The following is a 15804-nucleotide window of genomic DNA, read 5'->3' as shown; positions in this document are numbered from 1 at the left end:
CTTCAACAGGTGAAACGTCACCTGTTTTTAACTGTATTAGCTGTTTGCTACATCTTTGCCATCATATTGTCCACACTCTGGGCATACGTGATGGGAAAGTCTATATTCGCCGCAATTCGAGCATTCGTTCATGCCCGGAAGTTGAAGTTTAACGTGTGTACGACGCTTACGCTTTTTGGCTTTTGAAGTTCTTCTAAAAGGTACTGCCATTTCCTTACACCTCCTTGACGATAACTAATCGTTAATCTAAGAAAAATAAATTCCTTAATATATTCCAGCTTCACGGGGAAGTTTAGTCTTCTTTTTTCTCATCGAAAAAATTGGCTAATCCCGCAAGACGAGGATCCACTTTTGGTTCTTTTGCTATTTGTTCTAGTAGATTACTTTCTTCTGTTTTCATTTCCCATTCTTTGCCTCGTGGAAGGTTACTCATTTCGAGTGCGTCTTCACTGAAAACTTGCATCGGAATTTCAACAAGTAAAAGTTCTTCTACTACAGGGGTTAAGTCCACCATATCTTGCTCCATCACATGCCAAGATTCATCTAGAACTTGTTCTTTGGATTTCACAAAGGTTTCCGTCGCATGCACTTCATAAGGATAAATAACATCCTCAAGTGTACGAGCACATGGAAGTGTCCACTCGCCTTTCATAGTTAGGTTAGCGGTAACTTCTTCTGGGTGTACAATAAGTTCCCCAGTTACTTGTACGGGGCTTGCATCACGAACGTCTATATTGTTCTCTTGAAAGAACTTTTTTAGGTCAGCTTTTTCATTAATCGTGAAGTTGCTGTCACGATATTTTTTCAATTGACTGATAGACCATTTCATCCTACATCACTCCAAGCGCAACACAAAATATTATAGCTTTTTTCAAGGCTTTTGTCAATGGTTTTTCAGGGACCGAAACTGCCGGCTGATTTTTATGCTAAAATAGATTATCTAAAGGAGGGAACCGAAATGAAAGCAACTGGAATTGTGGTCGAATATAACCCTTTTCATAATGGCCACCAGTTACATTTAAATAAGGCACGCGAACTTACAAAAAGCGATGTGGTAATTGCGGTAATGAGTGGTTCTTTTGTACAGCGCGGCGAGCCAGCAATTATACCTAAATGGGAACGAACAAAAATGGCCCTTGCAGCTGGCGTCGATATGGTTATTGAGCTCCCTGTTTCGTTTGCGACACAACATGCGACAATTTTTGCAGACGAGTCTATTCGACTATTAGATGCACTTCATATAGATACACTTTTTTTCGGAAGTGAGCACGGGGTTAGTGAAGATTTTTCTGCCGCTGCTAAAACAGTTGTTGAGAACGAAGCTGCTTTTAATGAAGCCATTCAGCTTGCTTTAGATGATAAGAAAACATCGTATGCGAGAGCTTATACAAAAGCTTTTACACACTTATTTGGAAAAGAATTACTGGATGTTACTAAGCCTAATAACATTCTTGGTTTCCACTACGCACTCGCTATTCAAAAACAAAATCCTTCGATTGCACTTCAAACGATGTCGCGTGAACATTCGGGTTATCACGATGCGGAAGCAAGCCACGATTATATTGCTAGTGCAACTGCGATTCGAAAGTTACTCCTTACTGGGAATTTAGAAGAAGCTAGTCGCTACCTTCCCGATTACTCTATAGAAGTTTTAAATAATTATAGCGGACCATTTTTATCGTTTGAAGATTATTGGCCGCTTCTAAAGTTTCGTTTAATCCAAGCTAGTTCGGATGAGCTTGATGGGGTTCGCGGTGTTAGTGAAGGAATTCAAAATCGAATGCAACTTGCGGCAAAAAAAGCGCACAGTTTTTCAGATTTTATTGAAATAATGAAAACAAAACGATACAGCAACGCGCGCTTACAACGAACCGCTTTACAAATTTTATTAAATGCCCAAAATACGCCTCCTGCAGAGCCCTATATCCGAGTGCTTGGAATGAGTAAAGCTGGTCAAAAATACTTATCACTTCATAAGAAAAATATTTCGCTTCCAATTGTTACGACTGTTTCTAAAGCAGATCCAAGTCTTTTAAAAGAAGATCTACGAGCAACAGACATTTATACACTAATAAATGGATTAGAAAATTATCAAGCGGGCGACTTTCATACTCCACCTATTCTAACCTTGTAAACATTTACAAGGTTTTTGGTTGACTTTCATAGTTCTATTTTGCTAAGATATTTGTCCGACTCAAAAAAACAGGAGGTATGTGTATGGTACAAGAATATATTCGATTAAGAGGAGCTCGTGAAAACAATCTCCAAAATATTTCCCTGGATATACCAAAACGAAAAATCACTATTTTTACTGGTGTATCTGGTTCTGGAAAATCTTCTATTGTATTTGAAACTATTGCCACGGAATCGCAAAGACAGTTAAACGAAACATACAGCGCCTATCTTCGTAATTTCCTTCCGAAGTATACGCAACCGGATGCAGATTCAATTGAAAACCTCTCCACCTCTGTTATTATTGATCAAAAACGACTTGGCGGTAATTCCCGCTCCACCCTTGGTACCATCACGGATATTAATTCGATTTTGCGATTGCTTTTCTCACGTGTCGGTAAACCTAGTATCGGCACCGCGAATTTGTTTTCTTTTAATGATCCTGCTGGTATGTGTCCTGATTGCCACGGTGTTGGTCAAAAAGTTTCGGTCGATTTAGTAAAATTACTTGATCCAAATAAATCACTTAAAGAAGGCGCCATTTTATTTCCGACGTTTTCGGTAGATTCATGGTACTGGAATTCCTATGCTTATTCCGGCTTTTTTGATGTGAATAAAAAAATTAAAGATTACACTGACGAAGAATACGATATGCTTTTAAATGGAAAGGATATTAAAGTCTTTCTAGAGACTCCCATGGGTAGTATGAACGCAACCTATGAAGGATTAATTCCAAAATTCAATCGTTTGTACATTCAAAAAGAAGGTGAAATGTCCGCTTCTACAAAAAAACGTGTCGATAAATTCACCCATATTGCGCCTTGTACGACTTGCGAAGGCACGAGACTCTCCGCGCAAGCATTATCTTGTACAATAAATGGCGCAAATATCGCCGACTTCACAGCAATGCAATTAGACGAACTAAAAGAAAGGATTGCGAGTATTGATAATCCCATCGCTGCTCCAATGGTCAAAAGCATCACTGAACGAGTGCAACATTTGATTGATATTGGCCTTGGTTATATGACATTAGATCGTCAAACTGCTTCTCTTTCTGGCGGGGAATCACAACGCGTCAAGATGATTCGTCATTTGAATAGTAGTTTGACGGATTTACTTTATATTTTCGATGAACCTAGTATTGGCCTTCATCCACGGGATGTTCATCGCCTGAATGAATTACTTGTGAAATTACGCGATAAAGGGAATACTATTCTCGTTGTAGAGCACGATCCAGATGTCATCAAAATTGCTGACCATATTGTTGATGTAGGCCCACATGCTGGGAAACATGGGGGTGAGATTCAGTTCGTCGGAAGTTATACAGATTTGTTGAAGTCGGACACATTGACTGGTCAGTTCCTCAATCGCCATTTACCAATTAATAGCAAACCGCGACAATCAAAAGGCTTTTTAACAACAGAAAAAAGTAGTCGCTTTAACCTAAAGGATATTCAGGCCAACATTCCAAAAGAAGTCCTTACCGTAGTAACTGGCGTGGCTGGATCGGGTAAAAGTACTTTGATTCATTCTGTCTTCCTAAAAGAATATCCAGATGCAATTGTGATAGACCAATCAGCCGCACATGCCAATATCCGCTCCAATCCCGCCACCTATACTGGCATAATGGACCCGATTCGAAAAGCATTTGGAAAAGAAAATGATGTCAGTCCATCACTCTTTAGTTACAATTCCAAAGGCGCCTGCGAAAACTGTAAAGGACTTGGTTTCACGACAATGGATTTGGCTTTTATGGATTCGATTCGCACACCTTGCGAAGTATGTCACGGCAAGCGATTCCAGGATTCTGTTTTACAATATAAGCTGAATGGTAAATCGATTAGTGACGTCTTAGAACTAACTGTCTCAGAAGCGCTTGATTTCTTTACGGATAAAAAAATCTTGAAAAAAATTGAAGCAATGGAAGAAGTTGGAATTGGTTATGTCACGCTTGGCCAAGCACTTAGCACCTTATCAGGCGGGGAATGTCAACGTTTAAAACTCGCCAATGAGCTTCATAAAAAAGGGTCGATTTATATTATGGATGAACCTACAACTGGTTTACACATGTCAGACATTGAACATATTTTGACGATTATTCACTCACTTGTAAACAAAGGAAATACGGTTATTGTGATAGAACATAATGTCGATATTATTCGAAATGCTGACTGGATTATTGACCTTGGTCCAGAAGGTGGAAGTTCAGGTGGACAAATTATTTTTGAAGGTGCCCCACTTGATTTACTTGAAAACCAACAATCATTGACTGCGAAATATCTCTAAATTAAAAAGTCGTTTTGTCTAAAGCAGACAAAACGACTTTTTTTAGTTTAGTTTTTCTAAATAATCCACGGCATCTTGGAAGGTTTTAACTGGAACAATTTTCATTTTGGTATCAATGTCTTTCGCTGTTTCGACTGCTGTATCGTAATTACTTTCGATACTTGGATCGCTTTTTTTCATTTCTTCAGTGATTGGATCATTTGGAGCAAAGAAAATTTTTGCACCACTCTTATCTGCCGCAACGACCTTTTGATCAATACCGCCGATTCTTCCCACGGTTCCATCAGGATCAATTGTGCCAGTTCCAGCAATTTTTTTGCCATCTGTAAGGTCATTTTTTTCGAAACGGCTGTATATTTCTAGACTGAACATCAAACCAGCAGAAGGTCCGCCGATTTTTTCAGAGTCGATTTTCACGGTTGGATCTGCGGTGATTTTTTCATCATCCACAAGCGTGATACCAATTCCTGGAGTACCTTTTTTATCAATGGCTGTTAGTTTGATGTTGGCTTGCTCGTTTTTATCACCATGCTTATAGCTGATTTTGACAGTGGCACCCACTTTTTTACTGTGGATGTAATCAATAAATTCTTGGCTTGATTTAAACGAGTGCCCGTCAATTTCTGTAATTAAATCACCAGCGTGAAGGATATCAGCTGCCGGAACATCGTCTTTTACACTTAATACGTATACGCCATCATAAGTAACTTTGACTTCTTGTCCGGCTGCTTTGTAAGCTACTTGAATGGCGTTGTTTTTGGATTCATTCATCATTTGCATTTGGCGAACGTTGTATTCTTCATCAGATTCATTATCGTATTTGATGTCGCTATCTTTTTCTAGTTCATGATATGGTAGAAATTTAGCTGTCACATATGTATAAATATTTGCTTTTCCCATCGCAATCGTCACTAGACTGAGTGATCCGTCTTTTTTATTTGGATGGTTATCAACCGTAACGAGTGGTGCAAGTTCTTCGGTTCCACCAGGTTTTGAAATATAATACGGAACTGGAATAAAAAAGCCCGCTATAATAATAATCAACAGCACTATTGCCGTTATTTTTTTCCACTCTTTACGCATTATCTTCTCCATCTCCTACTTACTTGAATTTTGCTTGTATTGCTTTATTCACGACTTCTGGCACAAGTTCGCAGATATCTCCTTGATACTGCGCGACTTCTTTAACCATACTCGAACTTAAAAAAGAGTATTTCGTGTTAGTCATGACGAAAAAAGTTTCGATTTCTGCATTAAGCGTTCGGTTCATTGAAGCAATTTGCATTTCGTATTCAAAGTCACTCACAGCACGAAGGCCTCTGACAATGGCTGTAGCTCCGCGCATAGCAGCATAATCAACGGTCAATCCGCTCGCACTTTCTACTTGAACATTTGATAAATGAGACGTCACTTCTTTAATCATTCCCATTCGCTCTTCTATAGTGAAAAGCGGTTTTTTGGATGAATTGTTTAATACAGCAACATAAAGCACATCGAAAATCTTTGCTGCACGTTCAATAATATCTAAGTGACCGTTTGTAATCGGATCAAATGTTCCGGGAATAACAGCAATTTTATCTTCCATTTCTACGCCTCCTGAAATTCAAATATGGATAAAACGGTAATTCCATAAGAAACAGACTTGATTTTCTCGAATTTACCAATTGTCTCTGGCATGACTGCTTCTTTATCATGTTCGCAAATAATTCTTCCGTTTTCGTTCACTAATTCTAATTTTTCTAAAGATCCCAGTAATTTTTCTAATTGTTGCTTTTTATATGGTGGATCTAAGAAAACAAGGTCGAATTTCCGCTCATTTTTATGGAGTAATTTGAGTGCTCTTTCGGCGTCATTTCGGTATACTTCTGCGCGCTCTGTAAAATGGCATCCTTCTATGTTTTGACGGATTGTTTTAATTGCGAGTGTTGCTTGGTCAATAAAAACAGCACGTTCGGCACCTCGACTTAGCGCTTCGATTCCAAGTCCACCACTTCCAGCGAATAAATCTAGAACTATATCACCATCAAAAAATGGACCGATTATTGAAAATAAGGATTCTTTTACTTTATCTGTAGTTGGTCTTGTATTATTTCCTGGAACAGCTTTTAAAGCATGCCCTTTTCGTTCTCCTGCAATGACTCTCATGTTTTTCGCACAACCTTTACTTCAATGTCTTTTTTACTTTATCATAAATAGATGCAAAAAAACAGCAAGACTAGTCGAAATAGCCTCGCCGTTTTGATTAAATACTGATTTGTACATCTTCGTTTTTATGTTCATACATCATTTCTTTTTTGGATTCGTATTCTGTTTTTAAGAACGGACGAAAAGACATTTCCACACGTTTCACATAATGAAAACGAGAAACTTTGTTAGAGATATCTTCTACTTCGGCCATATCACAATATAACACCGCATATTTTAACTTACGCGATACATAATGAACATTTCCAAATCGCTTCAAAGATCTAACTTGTTTGAGATGATTCATCCAAACGACGATAGCTTGTCTATCATTTTCCATTGTCTAAGCCCCTTCTTTTTAGGATAAGCTTTACGCTGAACAACCGCAGCCTCCCCCGCTGCCACAACCGCCTGTAGAACAAGCAGATTTCGTTTCAAAAAATGGATTACCAGTCGGTACTTTAATATTTTCTGAGACTGCACTTGCGAGAAGCAAACTAATTTCATCCAAGAGAGATTGTAAATCCATCTCTGCTCGGCGAAAAGCTGCCACATTTTGATCCATGTCGACTTCGCGTTTATACGCACGAGTCTTCCTGGTTACTTCTTTATAATCAGGATGATACCGGCCGAACCGTTGTACTTCCTCATATTGTTCTTTTATTCGTATAAACTGACGAATATTTTTTTGTGAATTGGCGTCATTTAGTAATACTTGTCTAGTATGCTTATAATTCTGTGCTTCTTCGGAGTCTAGAATCATGCTAGCAAGCTCATCTGATAAGTCAAGTAGCGCCATATTTTCCATTGTAGCGAGCAATCTAGCCACCTCCATCTTACTTACTTTTCTATTATACCATAGAACGATTATTTAATAATAAAATTTTGCGTATAATACTTCCGATAAGTTCCAGCACCCATATAGGTATAAGAACCATCTAGTAAGTTTTCTCTGTGCCCTTTCGAATTTAACCAGCCTTCTACAGCAGCTGCACTATCTACATAATTATAAGCAATATTTTCTCCTGCTTTAGTATATTTTATATTACCCGCGCTTAACCGCTTGCTCAGATCGCCTTGTGTTGGTGAATTGTGATCAAAATAATCATTTTTCTTCATATCAAAACTATGACCATATGCTACTCTTGCTACGCCAACATCCCACGCCACTTCTTCTATACCGTAACGGTCGCGAATGACGTTTGTAATTTCTAATACCTGTTTACTGGAAGCTTGGTCAATCGCATTCCAATCTTCTTGAGATAATTTCTCTTCATAAATTTCACCTTGATAAGATAATTCATAAGGTCGCATTTTTATGAAAGCTAATTTATTCAAGTAGCGGACACTAACTAGTTTTGACTTAAATTTATCAAAATTCAGTTGCGCATACACACCACTTCCGATATTGACAATTGGTCGAGCATTTAAATCTTCTTCGGAAAGTTCAAATTTATAATAACTATCTTTATAATTAAAAGATATTTCTGATTGTAAATTCGCATCAGTAAATACTTTTTCTGTCGACATTCCGATAGTATAAGGCATAACATTTAAGTCTTGACCGAGCGCATAAATCGTTTGTATAACATTATTGGTTACTCCAACTAACATGTAGCTAGTTCCTGGTTGGCTATAAACGTAATTATCATAACCGTATGCTGTTTTGTCCACACGTACCGGGTCACCAAATTCTTTGTTTAACTCACTTACGTTCTTATTAATAAACCTTGCCAAGCTAGAACTATCTTGTACTTGTTTCGGATTTTCATTTGTTGTTTTTTTATCATCAGGAAAATTAGATTTTGTAGCAGTATCTTCGGCCGTATTTTTTTCAACTGATTTACTAAAAAAAAGATCTGTGTTATATCCAATGAACAGGCAAATGATTAATAGCACAGCTACTCGTATAATAAACTTCACATTTTGCCCTCCTCGGCGGTATTTTGTTTTTCTTGATGTAAGTTTCATTTTACCAATTCTCATATCATTTGAAAAGCTTTAAAAATCATAAAAAAACAATTACGAAAATCCGCGCCAAAATGCGGTTCTCGTAATTGTAGTTGTCTTTATAAGAAAATCGAAATAACGACCATCGCAACAAATAAAATTGTCATGTAATTTAGCGAGTAAATAAACATCCATTTTGCCCATTTGATGCTATCTTCCATTTTAAATCCATAAATACTTAGTGCCAGCCAACCGATATTGAGTAAGGTTGCTAAAATAACATATACAAGCCCTAAATCAAACATAAAGAATGGTAAAACAGTTAATAAAATCACCCAGAAAAACATACTTTTCTTTGTGCGTTCAATGCCTTTTACTACTGGCAACATTGGAATTCCAGCGGCTGCGTATTCCTCTTTCCGTTTAATCGCGATTGCATAAAAATGAGGTGGTTGCCAACAAAACATGACAAGAAATAGCATAATTGGCACAATGCTAAATGATGGCTCAACTGCAAACCAACCGATAAGCGGTGGAACAGCTCCTGAAAAACTACCAATGACAGTATTACTAACTAGTTTTCTTTTCGCATAAAGGGAATAAACGACTACATACAAAAAGACACCGATAACACCAAGAACTCCTGCTTGCCAAGTCGTCATAAATAACATAATTGTCCCGACAACACCTAACACAAGTGCGACCATCAGTGCACGTTTACCAGAAATTTTCCCGGTCATCGTTGGTCGGTTTTTCGTTCTTTCCATAATTCCGTCAATATCACGATCAATGACATTGTTAAAAGCGCCCGAAGCAGCGACAATAAGTGCCGAACCGACGATAGTAAAAAATATTACATCTACATTTTGAATAAAAGAAATTCCATTTAACTGAAAGGCTAGCCACATACCTGTAAAAGCAGTAATCGTATTAGAATTAACGATTCCGATTTTCACAAGCTCGGTAAAATCACGGACAGTAAATCTACTCGAAGTTAACTCCCCAGTCTTCTCTATCTGATTCAATTTTTCTCCCCCTAACACTTGCTGATATAAACCAGTGATTGCGAACTGATACATATCCTATACCCTTATTATGTGAAAAATACGCCCCTTTTGTCAATAAATCGGCTTTAGTCTTGTACGCTTTACTTCTTTAAATAAACACGCTACAATTAGTTTGATGTGTACTCATGAACATATACATATAAACAAATTTTAGTAAAATCTCACACGCATCTAAAGGAGAGATTGGTAGATAATGAAAAAATTCTTAAAAGTTTGGTCTGTACTAACGATTATTTGTATGACGGTCGTTGTTTTTGGCGGGGCACTGGTGACGAAAACTGGTTCGGCAGATGGTTGTGGTAATAGTTGGCCACTTTGTAATGGACAATTAGTTCGTTTAACAGATGTTACCCCAGAAAAACTCATTGAATTTATGCACCGAATGACAACAGGAATCAGTTCGATTTTTGTTATTGTATTAGCAATTTGTGCTTGGATTTATATGAAAAATCGCCGCGAAACAAAACCACTTGCAATTATCGCTGTGTTGTTTCTAATTATTCAAGCGTTAATGGGAATGGCAGCAGTAGTTTGGGGTCAAAATCCGTACATTATGGCACTTCACTTTGGTATTTCCATTATATGTTATGCCTCGATTGTGTTACTTGCCCTAATGATTTTCGAAGTAGACAGGAAATTTGATGCTAGAAACCTTGTGATGGGGACAAAATTACGAATTAATATATACGCGCTAACGATTTATACTTATTTAGCCGTTTATACTGGCGCACTTGTACGTCATGAAAAGGCAAGTATGGCCGTTCCGGTTTGGCCGTTTGAAAATGGGCACTTTATTATGCCTACTTCTGTACAAGATTATGTGCAGTATTTCCACAGGTTAGCCGCATTTATTTTAATTGTTTGGTTACTTTATGTAACTTGGCTTGTGTTCCGTGATTATAGAAGATACCGCGTGTTAACTTTTAGTATGGTATTGTCACTTGTGTTTATCGCTCTTCAAGCGGTTACTGGTGCGCTTTCTGTTTATACAGGAGTGAACTTATATATCGCACTGGCACACAGCTTAATTATTACAATGCTCTTCGCCTTACTTTGCTACCTATGCTTGCTCGCATCTAGAAGTAAAAGTAATCGGCTACGAATTAAATAAAGAAAACAGCTGATGACATATATCATCAGCTGTTTTTGATTTATCTACAGTTTTCAGCCGGTTTTATGCTAAAATAAATAAGAATACACGTTAAACGAGGTGAATAACTTGGATAAAACAAAGAGAAAAATGATTTATGAGATTTTTATGCTTAGTCTCATAGTACTTTCCCTTGCCCTATTGCCATACAGAAACAACTTTACTTTTATTTTAAATTGGATTATTTGGGTGATATTTACATTAGATTATTTTGTTAGGTTTCACCGAGCAGATGATAAGTGGCATTATGTAAAAACGCATCCTTTCCAATTGATTGCAATCATTCCTTTTTACGGCGGATTTAGAGCGGCTCGGATTGTAAGTTTTATCCATCTTCTAAGTATTACTGCGATGGGAAGACGTTATATTGTACCGATTTATAGCTTTTTCCGTTCCAATGGATTAAGTCGCTTTTTAATGATTTTTGTATTACTTGTGATTATTATTCCGGTTCCAATGGTTTTTATTGAACCTGAAATAAACAACTATCCTGATGCACTGTGGTGGGCAATCGTTACGTCGACAACAGTAGGCTACGGAGATATCGTTCCAGTTACACCAATCGGACGAATTTTAGCATCGATAATGATGCTATTTGGAATAGCGTTTATTGGGATGATTACTAGTACATTAACCAACTTTTTTCGTGCTAAGAAAACTTCTACCTCTAGCACACAACGCGCAAGTAAAATCACCCAATTAATTGCCGACACACCTGATTTAACGAAAGAAGAAATTGCCATAGTTGAACAATTTTTAACACTGAGAAAGAATGAATTAATAAACGAAACCAAAAAAAGTGATAGCGAATGACGCTATCACTTTTTTATTAGCTTTTCTACTTGATTCCGGTAACGTTCGGATAAAGCTTGAACAGCTAAAATTCGCTCAAAGTCTTCTTTTGTACCTTTTTTATGCAATACTTTTTCATGACAAAAAGCAACTGTTACCCCGTGCGACTCTTGGTGTATTTGTCTAATCTTATCCGTTTCACTGATTTCTCCTGAGGTAATTGTTCGGCATAGATAACCTGTCAAGCCTGTTTCGCGAATTGCTTTATAGAGATTTGGTATTCCATTAAATTTCTCAATCGTGCTACACGGGTTTCGCGCCTCTGTTACTTGTATTACAGTTTCACCAATTTGAAATTTATCACCGATATGGACCGTGCTCTCTAACATATTAGTGACTATTAGATTCTCCCCAAACGCGGTTACTTGTAGTTCTTCTCCAAACATTTCAGCCCATTTGGCATAATGCTCATATGGATAAATGCATACAGTTCGATCCGCTCCTCCATGATATTTCAAATTATGAGGTGCATCGTTTTCAAAGCCATTCATAGTTAATTGCGCTTTTTTAACGAGCTTTTTTTCAATTCCAGTCATCATTCGTTTATTACTTGGAAGGGTTAAATTTTTTGGTTTTCCAACTGCTAAATGGATGATTTTCCTCTCCATCTATTTACTCCTTTGATGTTATTTTTTTCGGCTTAAGATAGCAAGAATACTTGTAATTAATGCGAGCACACCAATGGCAAGCGCCGTCCATAATAAAATCGTATTGTCATTAGACTCGCTTGTATTCGCAGCAGTATTCTCGGCTCCTGCAACCATTTCTCCGTGTGACCCTGTGGTAGTTTTTGAAGATTCTTTCAAAATTTTCGTAGTCGCATGGGGTGTTTCGGAATCTTCTGCGCCAACCCATTCAACTATGGAGCCATCTTCATAATATTGGTAGGCATTCCAAGCTACTTCTCCTTCTTCACTTGGGTTTTTAGCGATAAAACTAAAACGTTGGAATTGACCTTTTTCAATCCCGCTTCCTTCAGTTTGCCATGTTACTGTACTGTTTTTCTTATCTACCGTAGTTGTCCATCCTGACACTGGTTCGTATGATTCGAATGAAACACCTTTTGCTACTTTTAATACGATTTTCTTTGATGCAGCGTCTTTTTCAGAAGGTACTTTCATCGTATAAGTTTCCCAAGAGTCAACAGTAGACTCACTTGGTAAAACAGAGACGTGGGCACTCGCCTGCAAGGGTATCATAAAAGTAGCTAATAAAACGACAATGGAGCTAATAATTTTTTTCATTGTTTTTCCCCTTTACTGTGTAATATTGGTTGTAAAAGTTTGATTAATATCGGTAAAATCTTTCGTTAGACCATGGACCGTAATTTCCCATTTTCCAGTTTGGTTAATATAAAGTCCTTCTGCAAAATATTGATTCTCATTTGCGAGTTTCGCTTGGAAAGTAGATTTTTCCACGGTTTTAGTAGATTTTGTTGTGATAGTCACTTGTTCGAAATCTGTTTTGGTGGCTCCATCTGCGGAAGTAAAGGTGATAATAAATTGGTTTTGACCGACTGTTGCTGGCTCTACTCGTAAATTAATTTTTGCATTTTCGCCTTCTGCTGCAATTGTTTCTTCAAATGCTTTTGGGGCAGGTGGTGGCGGGGTTTGTACGTTTGTTAAAACACTTGCAACGATAAGAATGATTGTCCCAATGATAAGTTCAATTAATATTGTTTTAAATGGCAACTTTTTGTTTTTGAGTTTGAGATAGATGTAATGTCCTAAACCTAATAATGCCATTAGTAAAAATAAACCTATTTTGAATAGCAGAATTTTGCCGTAGTTGGTTGTAAATAAGTTTGCCATTTGACCAATGTTCATCACTGCCATAAGTAAGCCACTAACTAGTATTGAAGCTACCGCGATGATTGCTACAATGGCAAATCTGCTCCAAACTTCACGCGCTTTCCCAGTTTTCGGTAATACGAATAATAGTACTAAAATGCCGCCAACCCAAACACTTGCTGCAATCATATGAAGCATATCTGCTGTAATACTTACTATTTTATCGGCACTCGCTGCAGCATGTCCATTCTGAGCCTTCGCAAAAATCAAATAACCAATTAATGCACTCTCTGTCAGAAGCGCGAACCAGCTCCATTGTTTATTTTTACGAAGCATGATAGCAGTAAAAATAACAAGAACGAGCCATGAGATAATCTCACTAAGCCAAATATAGCCGGTTTTCGTCGTTAAGAAAGCCGCTAATTTATCGGGCTGGAAACTTTCGCTAATAGAAACACCCGTTGTAATGCTCGTTTGTACAAAAAGTTGCATTAGTAGCGCCGTGCCAAGAAAGGCGAGCGCAAACCAGATTATTTTCTTTAAACGTGTAGTAATTTTTTCTGGTAGTTGCTCTTGTCGCGGATAAAGTCCTAGTCCAAAAACTAGCATCCCGATAAACAATGAAAAGCCTATGTAAAGTATTGCTTTTTGAACGGAACTAATTTGCAGGTCGAAAGCATTTGTTGGTACTTCTGTGCTTTGGAATGTCGCTTTTGTATCGCCTAATTTAAATGATAAGACGCCACTTACCGCGTGACCATCAGCAGAAACAACTCGCCACGATATGGAATAGACATCTGCTTTTAATTTAGCTGGCAAAGAAGCTTCCACCATATGATTATTCTTCTTTGAAACAGCAGTCTTTCCAGTCTCAACCCGCTTCCCATTTGAATCTTTTACTTCTATCAAAGGAAAATCTGCTTCAATTTCTTCATTAAAAACGAGCGTTACTTGTTTTGGCGCTGTTTTAATATGCGATTGATCAGCTGGATTTGAATTTTCCAAATAAGCATGGGCTGAAACATGTTGAACTGGAACAATTAATATGTATAATAAGATAAGAATAAAACTGACCTTTTTTAATAATTTCATTTACTACTCCTTTTTCAAACACACGGTTTTACTCTTTTTAAACTTATCACGTGCAACAATTGAATGGAAATAATTGGCTCACTCGCTATTGCAAATGATGCACAGATTATGGCATAGTAAAAGAAAAGGAAAAGGAGATTTTTATCTATGCTTCGTTATATCGAATTATTTTTTATGTTTGCCTTTGTTACACTCATCACGATGTGGCTTCAAGCACTTTTAGCTAAATTGAAACCAAGTATTTTAAGCTCTTTTTGGCTCCGAGCACTTACCTTTATTATAATTGGCTATGCTTTAATGGCCCCGACTCTTTACATAGGCAGTTTATTACTAAAATAAGTTCAGTTGCTTTCACATCACAGTTAGATGTTTTATACTGGGAAGCGGGAGGTGAATTTTATGAAAAAAATGTTGCTTGAGTTTAGAGATTTCGCATTAAAAGGGAACGTACTGGATCTTGCGGTAGCGGTTGTTATTGGAGCTGCATTCGGAAAAATTGTTTCTTCTTTAGTAGATAATATCATTATGCCAGTTGTTGGTGTACTTCTTGGTGGACTTGATTTCACAAAATTAAGTGTGACAGTGGGTAAATCTGTTATTCAGTACGGTGCTTTTATTCAATCTATTGTTGACTTTATCATCATCGCTTTTGCTATTTTTATATTTGTCAAAATACTTACTAGTTTTATGAAGAAAAAAGAACAACCTACAGAAGAAACACCAGTGCCACCAACAGAAGAATACTTAAAAGAAATTCGCGATTTATTGAAAGAACAACAAAAAGAAATTTAAAAGGAAAGACAGAAACTTTAGTCAGCTATTTTTGACTAAAAGTTCCTGTCTTTTTATTGTTGTTTCTTTAATTGTAGCGCTAAGAACATTTCAAACACAGCGACTACTAAAAAGATAATTTGTAAAATAAATACATAACCAATAATTAGTAATTGTACAACCATCCACACACCCAAAACAGCGGCTGCTGCAAACATGACTTCTTTAGTTCGTGGCAGTTTTTTCAGTAAATAAATAAGTGCGGCAAAATGGAATAGCCCAACAAAGACGAATAAAAATATGCCTGGGACTAAATAATCGACAAATGGTGAACCATCAAGCAACCCTGTCGAAAGAGATAGTAAACTACCGCTTGGCTTAAATACCATGGATAAGCCACCATAAATTGCTCCAATTGCTGTAAAACCAACTATTAAAATACTACTTATACGTGTCCAGTTCATGGCGTTCTCCTAGTCGTTTTTCTAGT

The 15804-nt window shown here is 37.3% G+C and carries 19 protein-coding genes; 6 read left to right on the top strand and 13 right to left on the bottom strand.

The genetic code is table 11. The features are described from left to right. Positions 1–36: 36 nt before the first annotated feature. Together rpmF and HCB38_RS08030 are read right to left on the bottom strand one after the other, a co-directional pair. Positions 37–210 (bottom strand): 50S ribosomal protein L32, encoded by a 174-nt coding sequence (gene rpmF, locus HCB38_RS08035; protein WP_003726143.1) that lies wholly within the window; start codon positions 208–210, stop codon positions 37–39. An 82-nt stretch (positions 211–292) separates the two neighbouring features. Then, positions 293–829 carry a YceD family protein gene (locus HCB38_RS08030; RefSeq protein ID WP_185607857.1) on the bottom strand — a complete coding sequence of 179 codons (537 nt, stop codon included), beginning with the start codon at positions 827–829 and terminating at the stop codon, positions 293–295. A 129-nt stretch (positions 830–958) separates the two neighbouring features. Here HCB38_RS08030 and HCB38_RS08025 point away from each other — a divergent pair, with 129 nt between their 5' ends. Next, positions 959–2134: a nucleotidyltransferase gene (locus HCB38_RS08025; RefSeq protein ID WP_185607856.1), complete on the top strand. Its 1176-nt coding sequence runs from the start codon at positions 959–961 to the stop codon at positions 2132–2134. An 83-nt stretch (positions 2135–2217) separates the two neighbouring features. Continuing rightward, the gene (locus tag HCB38_RS08020; protein WP_185319231.1) at positions 2218–4458 is read left to right on the top strand and encodes an ATP-binding cassette domain-containing protein; all 2241 of its coding nucleotides are present in this window, start codon (positions 2218–2220) and stop codon (positions 4456–4458) included. A 42-nt stretch (positions 4459–4500) separates the two neighbouring features. Here the strand turns inward: HCB38_RS08020 and HCB38_RS08015 are convergent, their stop codons facing one another. The 7 genes from HCB38_RS08015 to cyoE all read right to left on the bottom strand — a co-directional run bounded on the left by HCB38_RS08015 (position 4501) and on the right by cyoE (position 9617). Further along, a complete protein-coding gene (locus HCB38_RS08015) occupies positions 4501–5541 on the bottom strand; it encodes a SepM family pheromone-processing serine protease (protein WP_185638184.1) in 1041 nt (346 codons plus the stop codon). A 19-nt stretch (positions 5542–5560) separates the two neighbouring features. Continuing rightward, positions 5561–6043, bottom strand: coding sequence for a pantetheine-phosphate adenylyltransferase (gene coaD, locus HCB38_RS08010; RefSeq protein ID WP_185319233.1), 483 nt, complete (start codon positions 6041–6043; stop codon positions 5561–5563). 2 nt (positions 6044–6045) lie between these two features. Then, positions 6046–6603, bottom strand: coding sequence for a 16S rRNA (guanine(966)-N(2))-methyltransferase RsmD (gene rsmD, locus HCB38_RS08005; protein ID WP_185319234.1), 558 nt, complete (start codon positions 6601–6603; stop codon positions 6046–6048). Between the two features lie 97 nt (positions 6604–6700). Continuing rightward, positions 6701–6982 carry a YlbG family protein gene (locus tag HCB38_RS08000; protein ID WP_003726138.1) on the bottom strand — a complete coding sequence of 94 codons (282 nt, stop codon included), beginning with the start codon at positions 6980–6982 and terminating at the stop codon, positions 6701–6703. 30 nt (positions 6983–7012) lie between these two features. Beyond that, positions 7013–7462 carry a YlbF/YmcA family competence regulator gene (locus HCB38_RS07995; RefSeq protein ID WP_185618262.1) on the bottom strand — a complete coding sequence of 150 codons (450 nt, stop codon included), beginning with the start codon at positions 7460–7462 and terminating at the stop codon, positions 7013–7015. 47 nt (positions 7463–7509) lie between these two features. Then, positions 7510–8565, bottom strand: coding sequence for a CAP domain-containing protein (locus tag HCB38_RS07990; protein WP_185319236.1), 1056 nt, complete (start codon positions 8563–8565; stop codon positions 7510–7512). A gap of 146 nt (positions 8566–8711) precedes the next feature. Further along, positions 8712–9617 carry a heme o synthase gene (gene cyoE / locus HCB38_RS07985; protein WP_185319237.1) on the bottom strand — a complete coding sequence of 302 codons (906 nt, stop codon included), beginning with the start codon at positions 9615–9617 and terminating at the stop codon, positions 8712–8714. A gap of 235 nt (positions 9618–9852) precedes the next feature. On the opposite strand from cyoE, the gene HCB38_RS07980 reads away from it, so the two are divergent. Beyond that, entirely contained in the window at positions 9853–10770 is a 918-nt protein-coding gene (locus HCB38_RS07980; protein WP_003723941.1) for a COX15/CtaA family protein, read from the top strand. 108 nt (positions 10771–10878) lie between these two features. Next, positions 10879–11622 (top strand): potassium channel family protein, encoded by a 744-nt coding sequence (locus HCB38_RS07975; protein WP_185607852.1) that lies wholly within the window; start codon positions 10879–10881, stop codon positions 11620–11622. Positions 11623–11627: 5 nt separating this feature from the next. On the opposite strand, the gene HCB38_RS07970 is transcribed toward HCB38_RS07975, so the two are convergent. From HCB38_RS07970 to HCB38_RS07960, 3 genes are read right to left on the bottom strand one after another with little or no spacing between them, the layout of a single operon-like run. Then, positions 11628–12269 (bottom strand): MOSC domain-containing protein, encoded by a 642-nt coding sequence (locus tag HCB38_RS07970; protein WP_185607851.1) that lies wholly within the window; start codon positions 12267–12269, stop codon positions 11628–11630. A gap of 18 nt (positions 12270–12287) precedes the next feature. After that, positions 12288–12905, bottom strand: coding sequence for a YcnI family copper-binding membrane protein (locus HCB38_RS07965; RefSeq protein ID WP_185319240.1), 618 nt, complete (start codon positions 12903–12905; stop codon positions 12288–12290). A gap of 12 nt (positions 12906–12917) precedes the next feature. After that, on the bottom strand, positions 12918–14543 hold the full coding sequence (locus tag HCB38_RS07960; protein WP_185638182.1) for a copper resistance CopC/CopD family protein: 1626 nt from the start codon (positions 14541–14543) through the stop codon (positions 12918–12920). A 147-nt stretch (positions 14544–14690) separates the two neighbouring features. Between HCB38_RS07960 and HCB38_RS07955 the strand changes: the two genes are divergently transcribed. Further along, positions 14691–14882, top strand: a complete 192-nt coding sequence (locus tag HCB38_RS07955) for a hypothetical protein (RefSeq protein ID WP_185638180.1) — start codon at positions 14691–14693, stop codon at positions 14880–14882. A gap of 60 nt (positions 14883–14942) precedes the next feature. Further along, the gene (mscL, locus tag HCB38_RS07950; RefSeq protein ID WP_185319243.1) at positions 14943–15335 is read left to right on the top strand and encodes a large conductance mechanosensitive channel protein MscL; all 393 of its coding nucleotides are present in this window, start codon (positions 14943–14945) and stop codon (positions 15333–15335) included. A gap of 53 nt (positions 15336–15388) precedes the next feature. On the opposite strand, the gene HCB38_RS07945 is transcribed toward mscL, so the two are convergent. After that, positions 15389–15778, bottom strand: coding sequence for a hypothetical protein (locus HCB38_RS07945; RefSeq protein WP_185638179.1), 390 nt, complete (start codon positions 15776–15778; stop codon positions 15389–15391). Positions 15779–15804 lie beyond the last annotated feature (26 nt).

It is taken from the genome of Listeria farberi, from assembly GCF_014229295.1.
Lineage (GTDB): Bacteria > Bacillota > Bacilli > Lactobacillales > Listeriaceae > Listeria > Listeria farberi.
This window is presented reverse-complemented; position numbering and strand designations above follow the sequence as displayed.

Excerpts from the sequence above, each read along its gene's own strand:
- rpmF (WP_003726143.1), bottom strand. The coding sequence starts at position 210 with ATGGCAGTACCTTTTAGAAGAACTTCAAAAGCCAAAAAGCGTAAGCGT.
- HCB38_RS08030 (WP_185607857.1), bottom strand. The coding sequence starts at position 829 with ATGAAATGGTCTATCAGTCAATTGAAAAAATATCGTGACAGCAACTTC.
- HCB38_RS08025 (WP_185607856.1), top strand. The coding sequence starts at position 959 with ATGAAAGCAACTGGAATTGTGGTCGAATATAACCCTTTTCATAATGGC.
- HCB38_RS08020 (WP_185319231.1), top strand. The coding sequence starts at position 2,218 with ATGGTACAAGAATATATTCGATTAAGAGGAGCTCGTGAAAACAATCTC.
- HCB38_RS08015 (WP_185638184.1), bottom strand. The coding sequence starts at position 5,541 with ATGCGTAAAGAGTGGAAAAAAATAACGGCAATAGTGCTGTTGATTATT.
- coaD (WP_185319233.1), bottom strand. The coding sequence starts at position 6,043 with ATGGAAGATAAAATTGCTGTTATTCCCGGAACATTTGATCCGATTACA.
- rsmD (WP_185319234.1), bottom strand. The coding sequence starts at position 6,603 with ATGAGAGTCATTGCAGGAGAACGAAAAGGGCATGCTTTAAAAGCTGTT.
- HCB38_RS08000 (WP_003726138.1), bottom strand. The coding sequence starts at position 6,982 with ATGGAAAATGATAGACAAGCTATCGTCGTTTGGATGAATCATCTCAAA.
- HCB38_RS07980 (WP_003723941.1), top strand. The coding sequence starts at position 9,853 with ATGAAAAAATTCTTAAAAGTTTGGTCTGTACTAACGATTATTTGTATG.
- HCB38_RS07970 (WP_185607851.1), bottom strand. The coding sequence starts at position 12,269 with ATGGAGAGGAAAATCATCCATTTAGCAGTTGGAAAACCAAAAAATTTA.
- HCB38_RS07965 (WP_185319240.1), bottom strand. The coding sequence starts at position 12,905 with ATGAAAAAAATTATTAGCTCCATTGTCGTTTTATTAGCTACTTTTATG.
- HCB38_RS07960 (WP_185638182.1), bottom strand. The coding sequence starts at position 14,543 with ATGAAATTATTAAAAAAGGTCAGTTTTATTCTTATCTTATTATACATA.
- HCB38_RS07955 (WP_185638180.1), top strand. The coding sequence starts at position 14,691 with ATGCTTCGTTATATCGAATTATTTTTTATGTTTGCCTTTGTTACACTC.
- mscL (WP_185319243.1), top strand. The coding sequence starts at position 14,943 with ATGAAAAAAATGTTGCTTGAGTTTAGAGATTTCGCATTAAAAGGGAAC.
- HCB38_RS07945 (WP_185638179.1), bottom strand. The coding sequence starts at position 15,778 with ATGAACTGGACACGTATAAGTAGTATTTTAATAGTTGGTTTTACAGCA.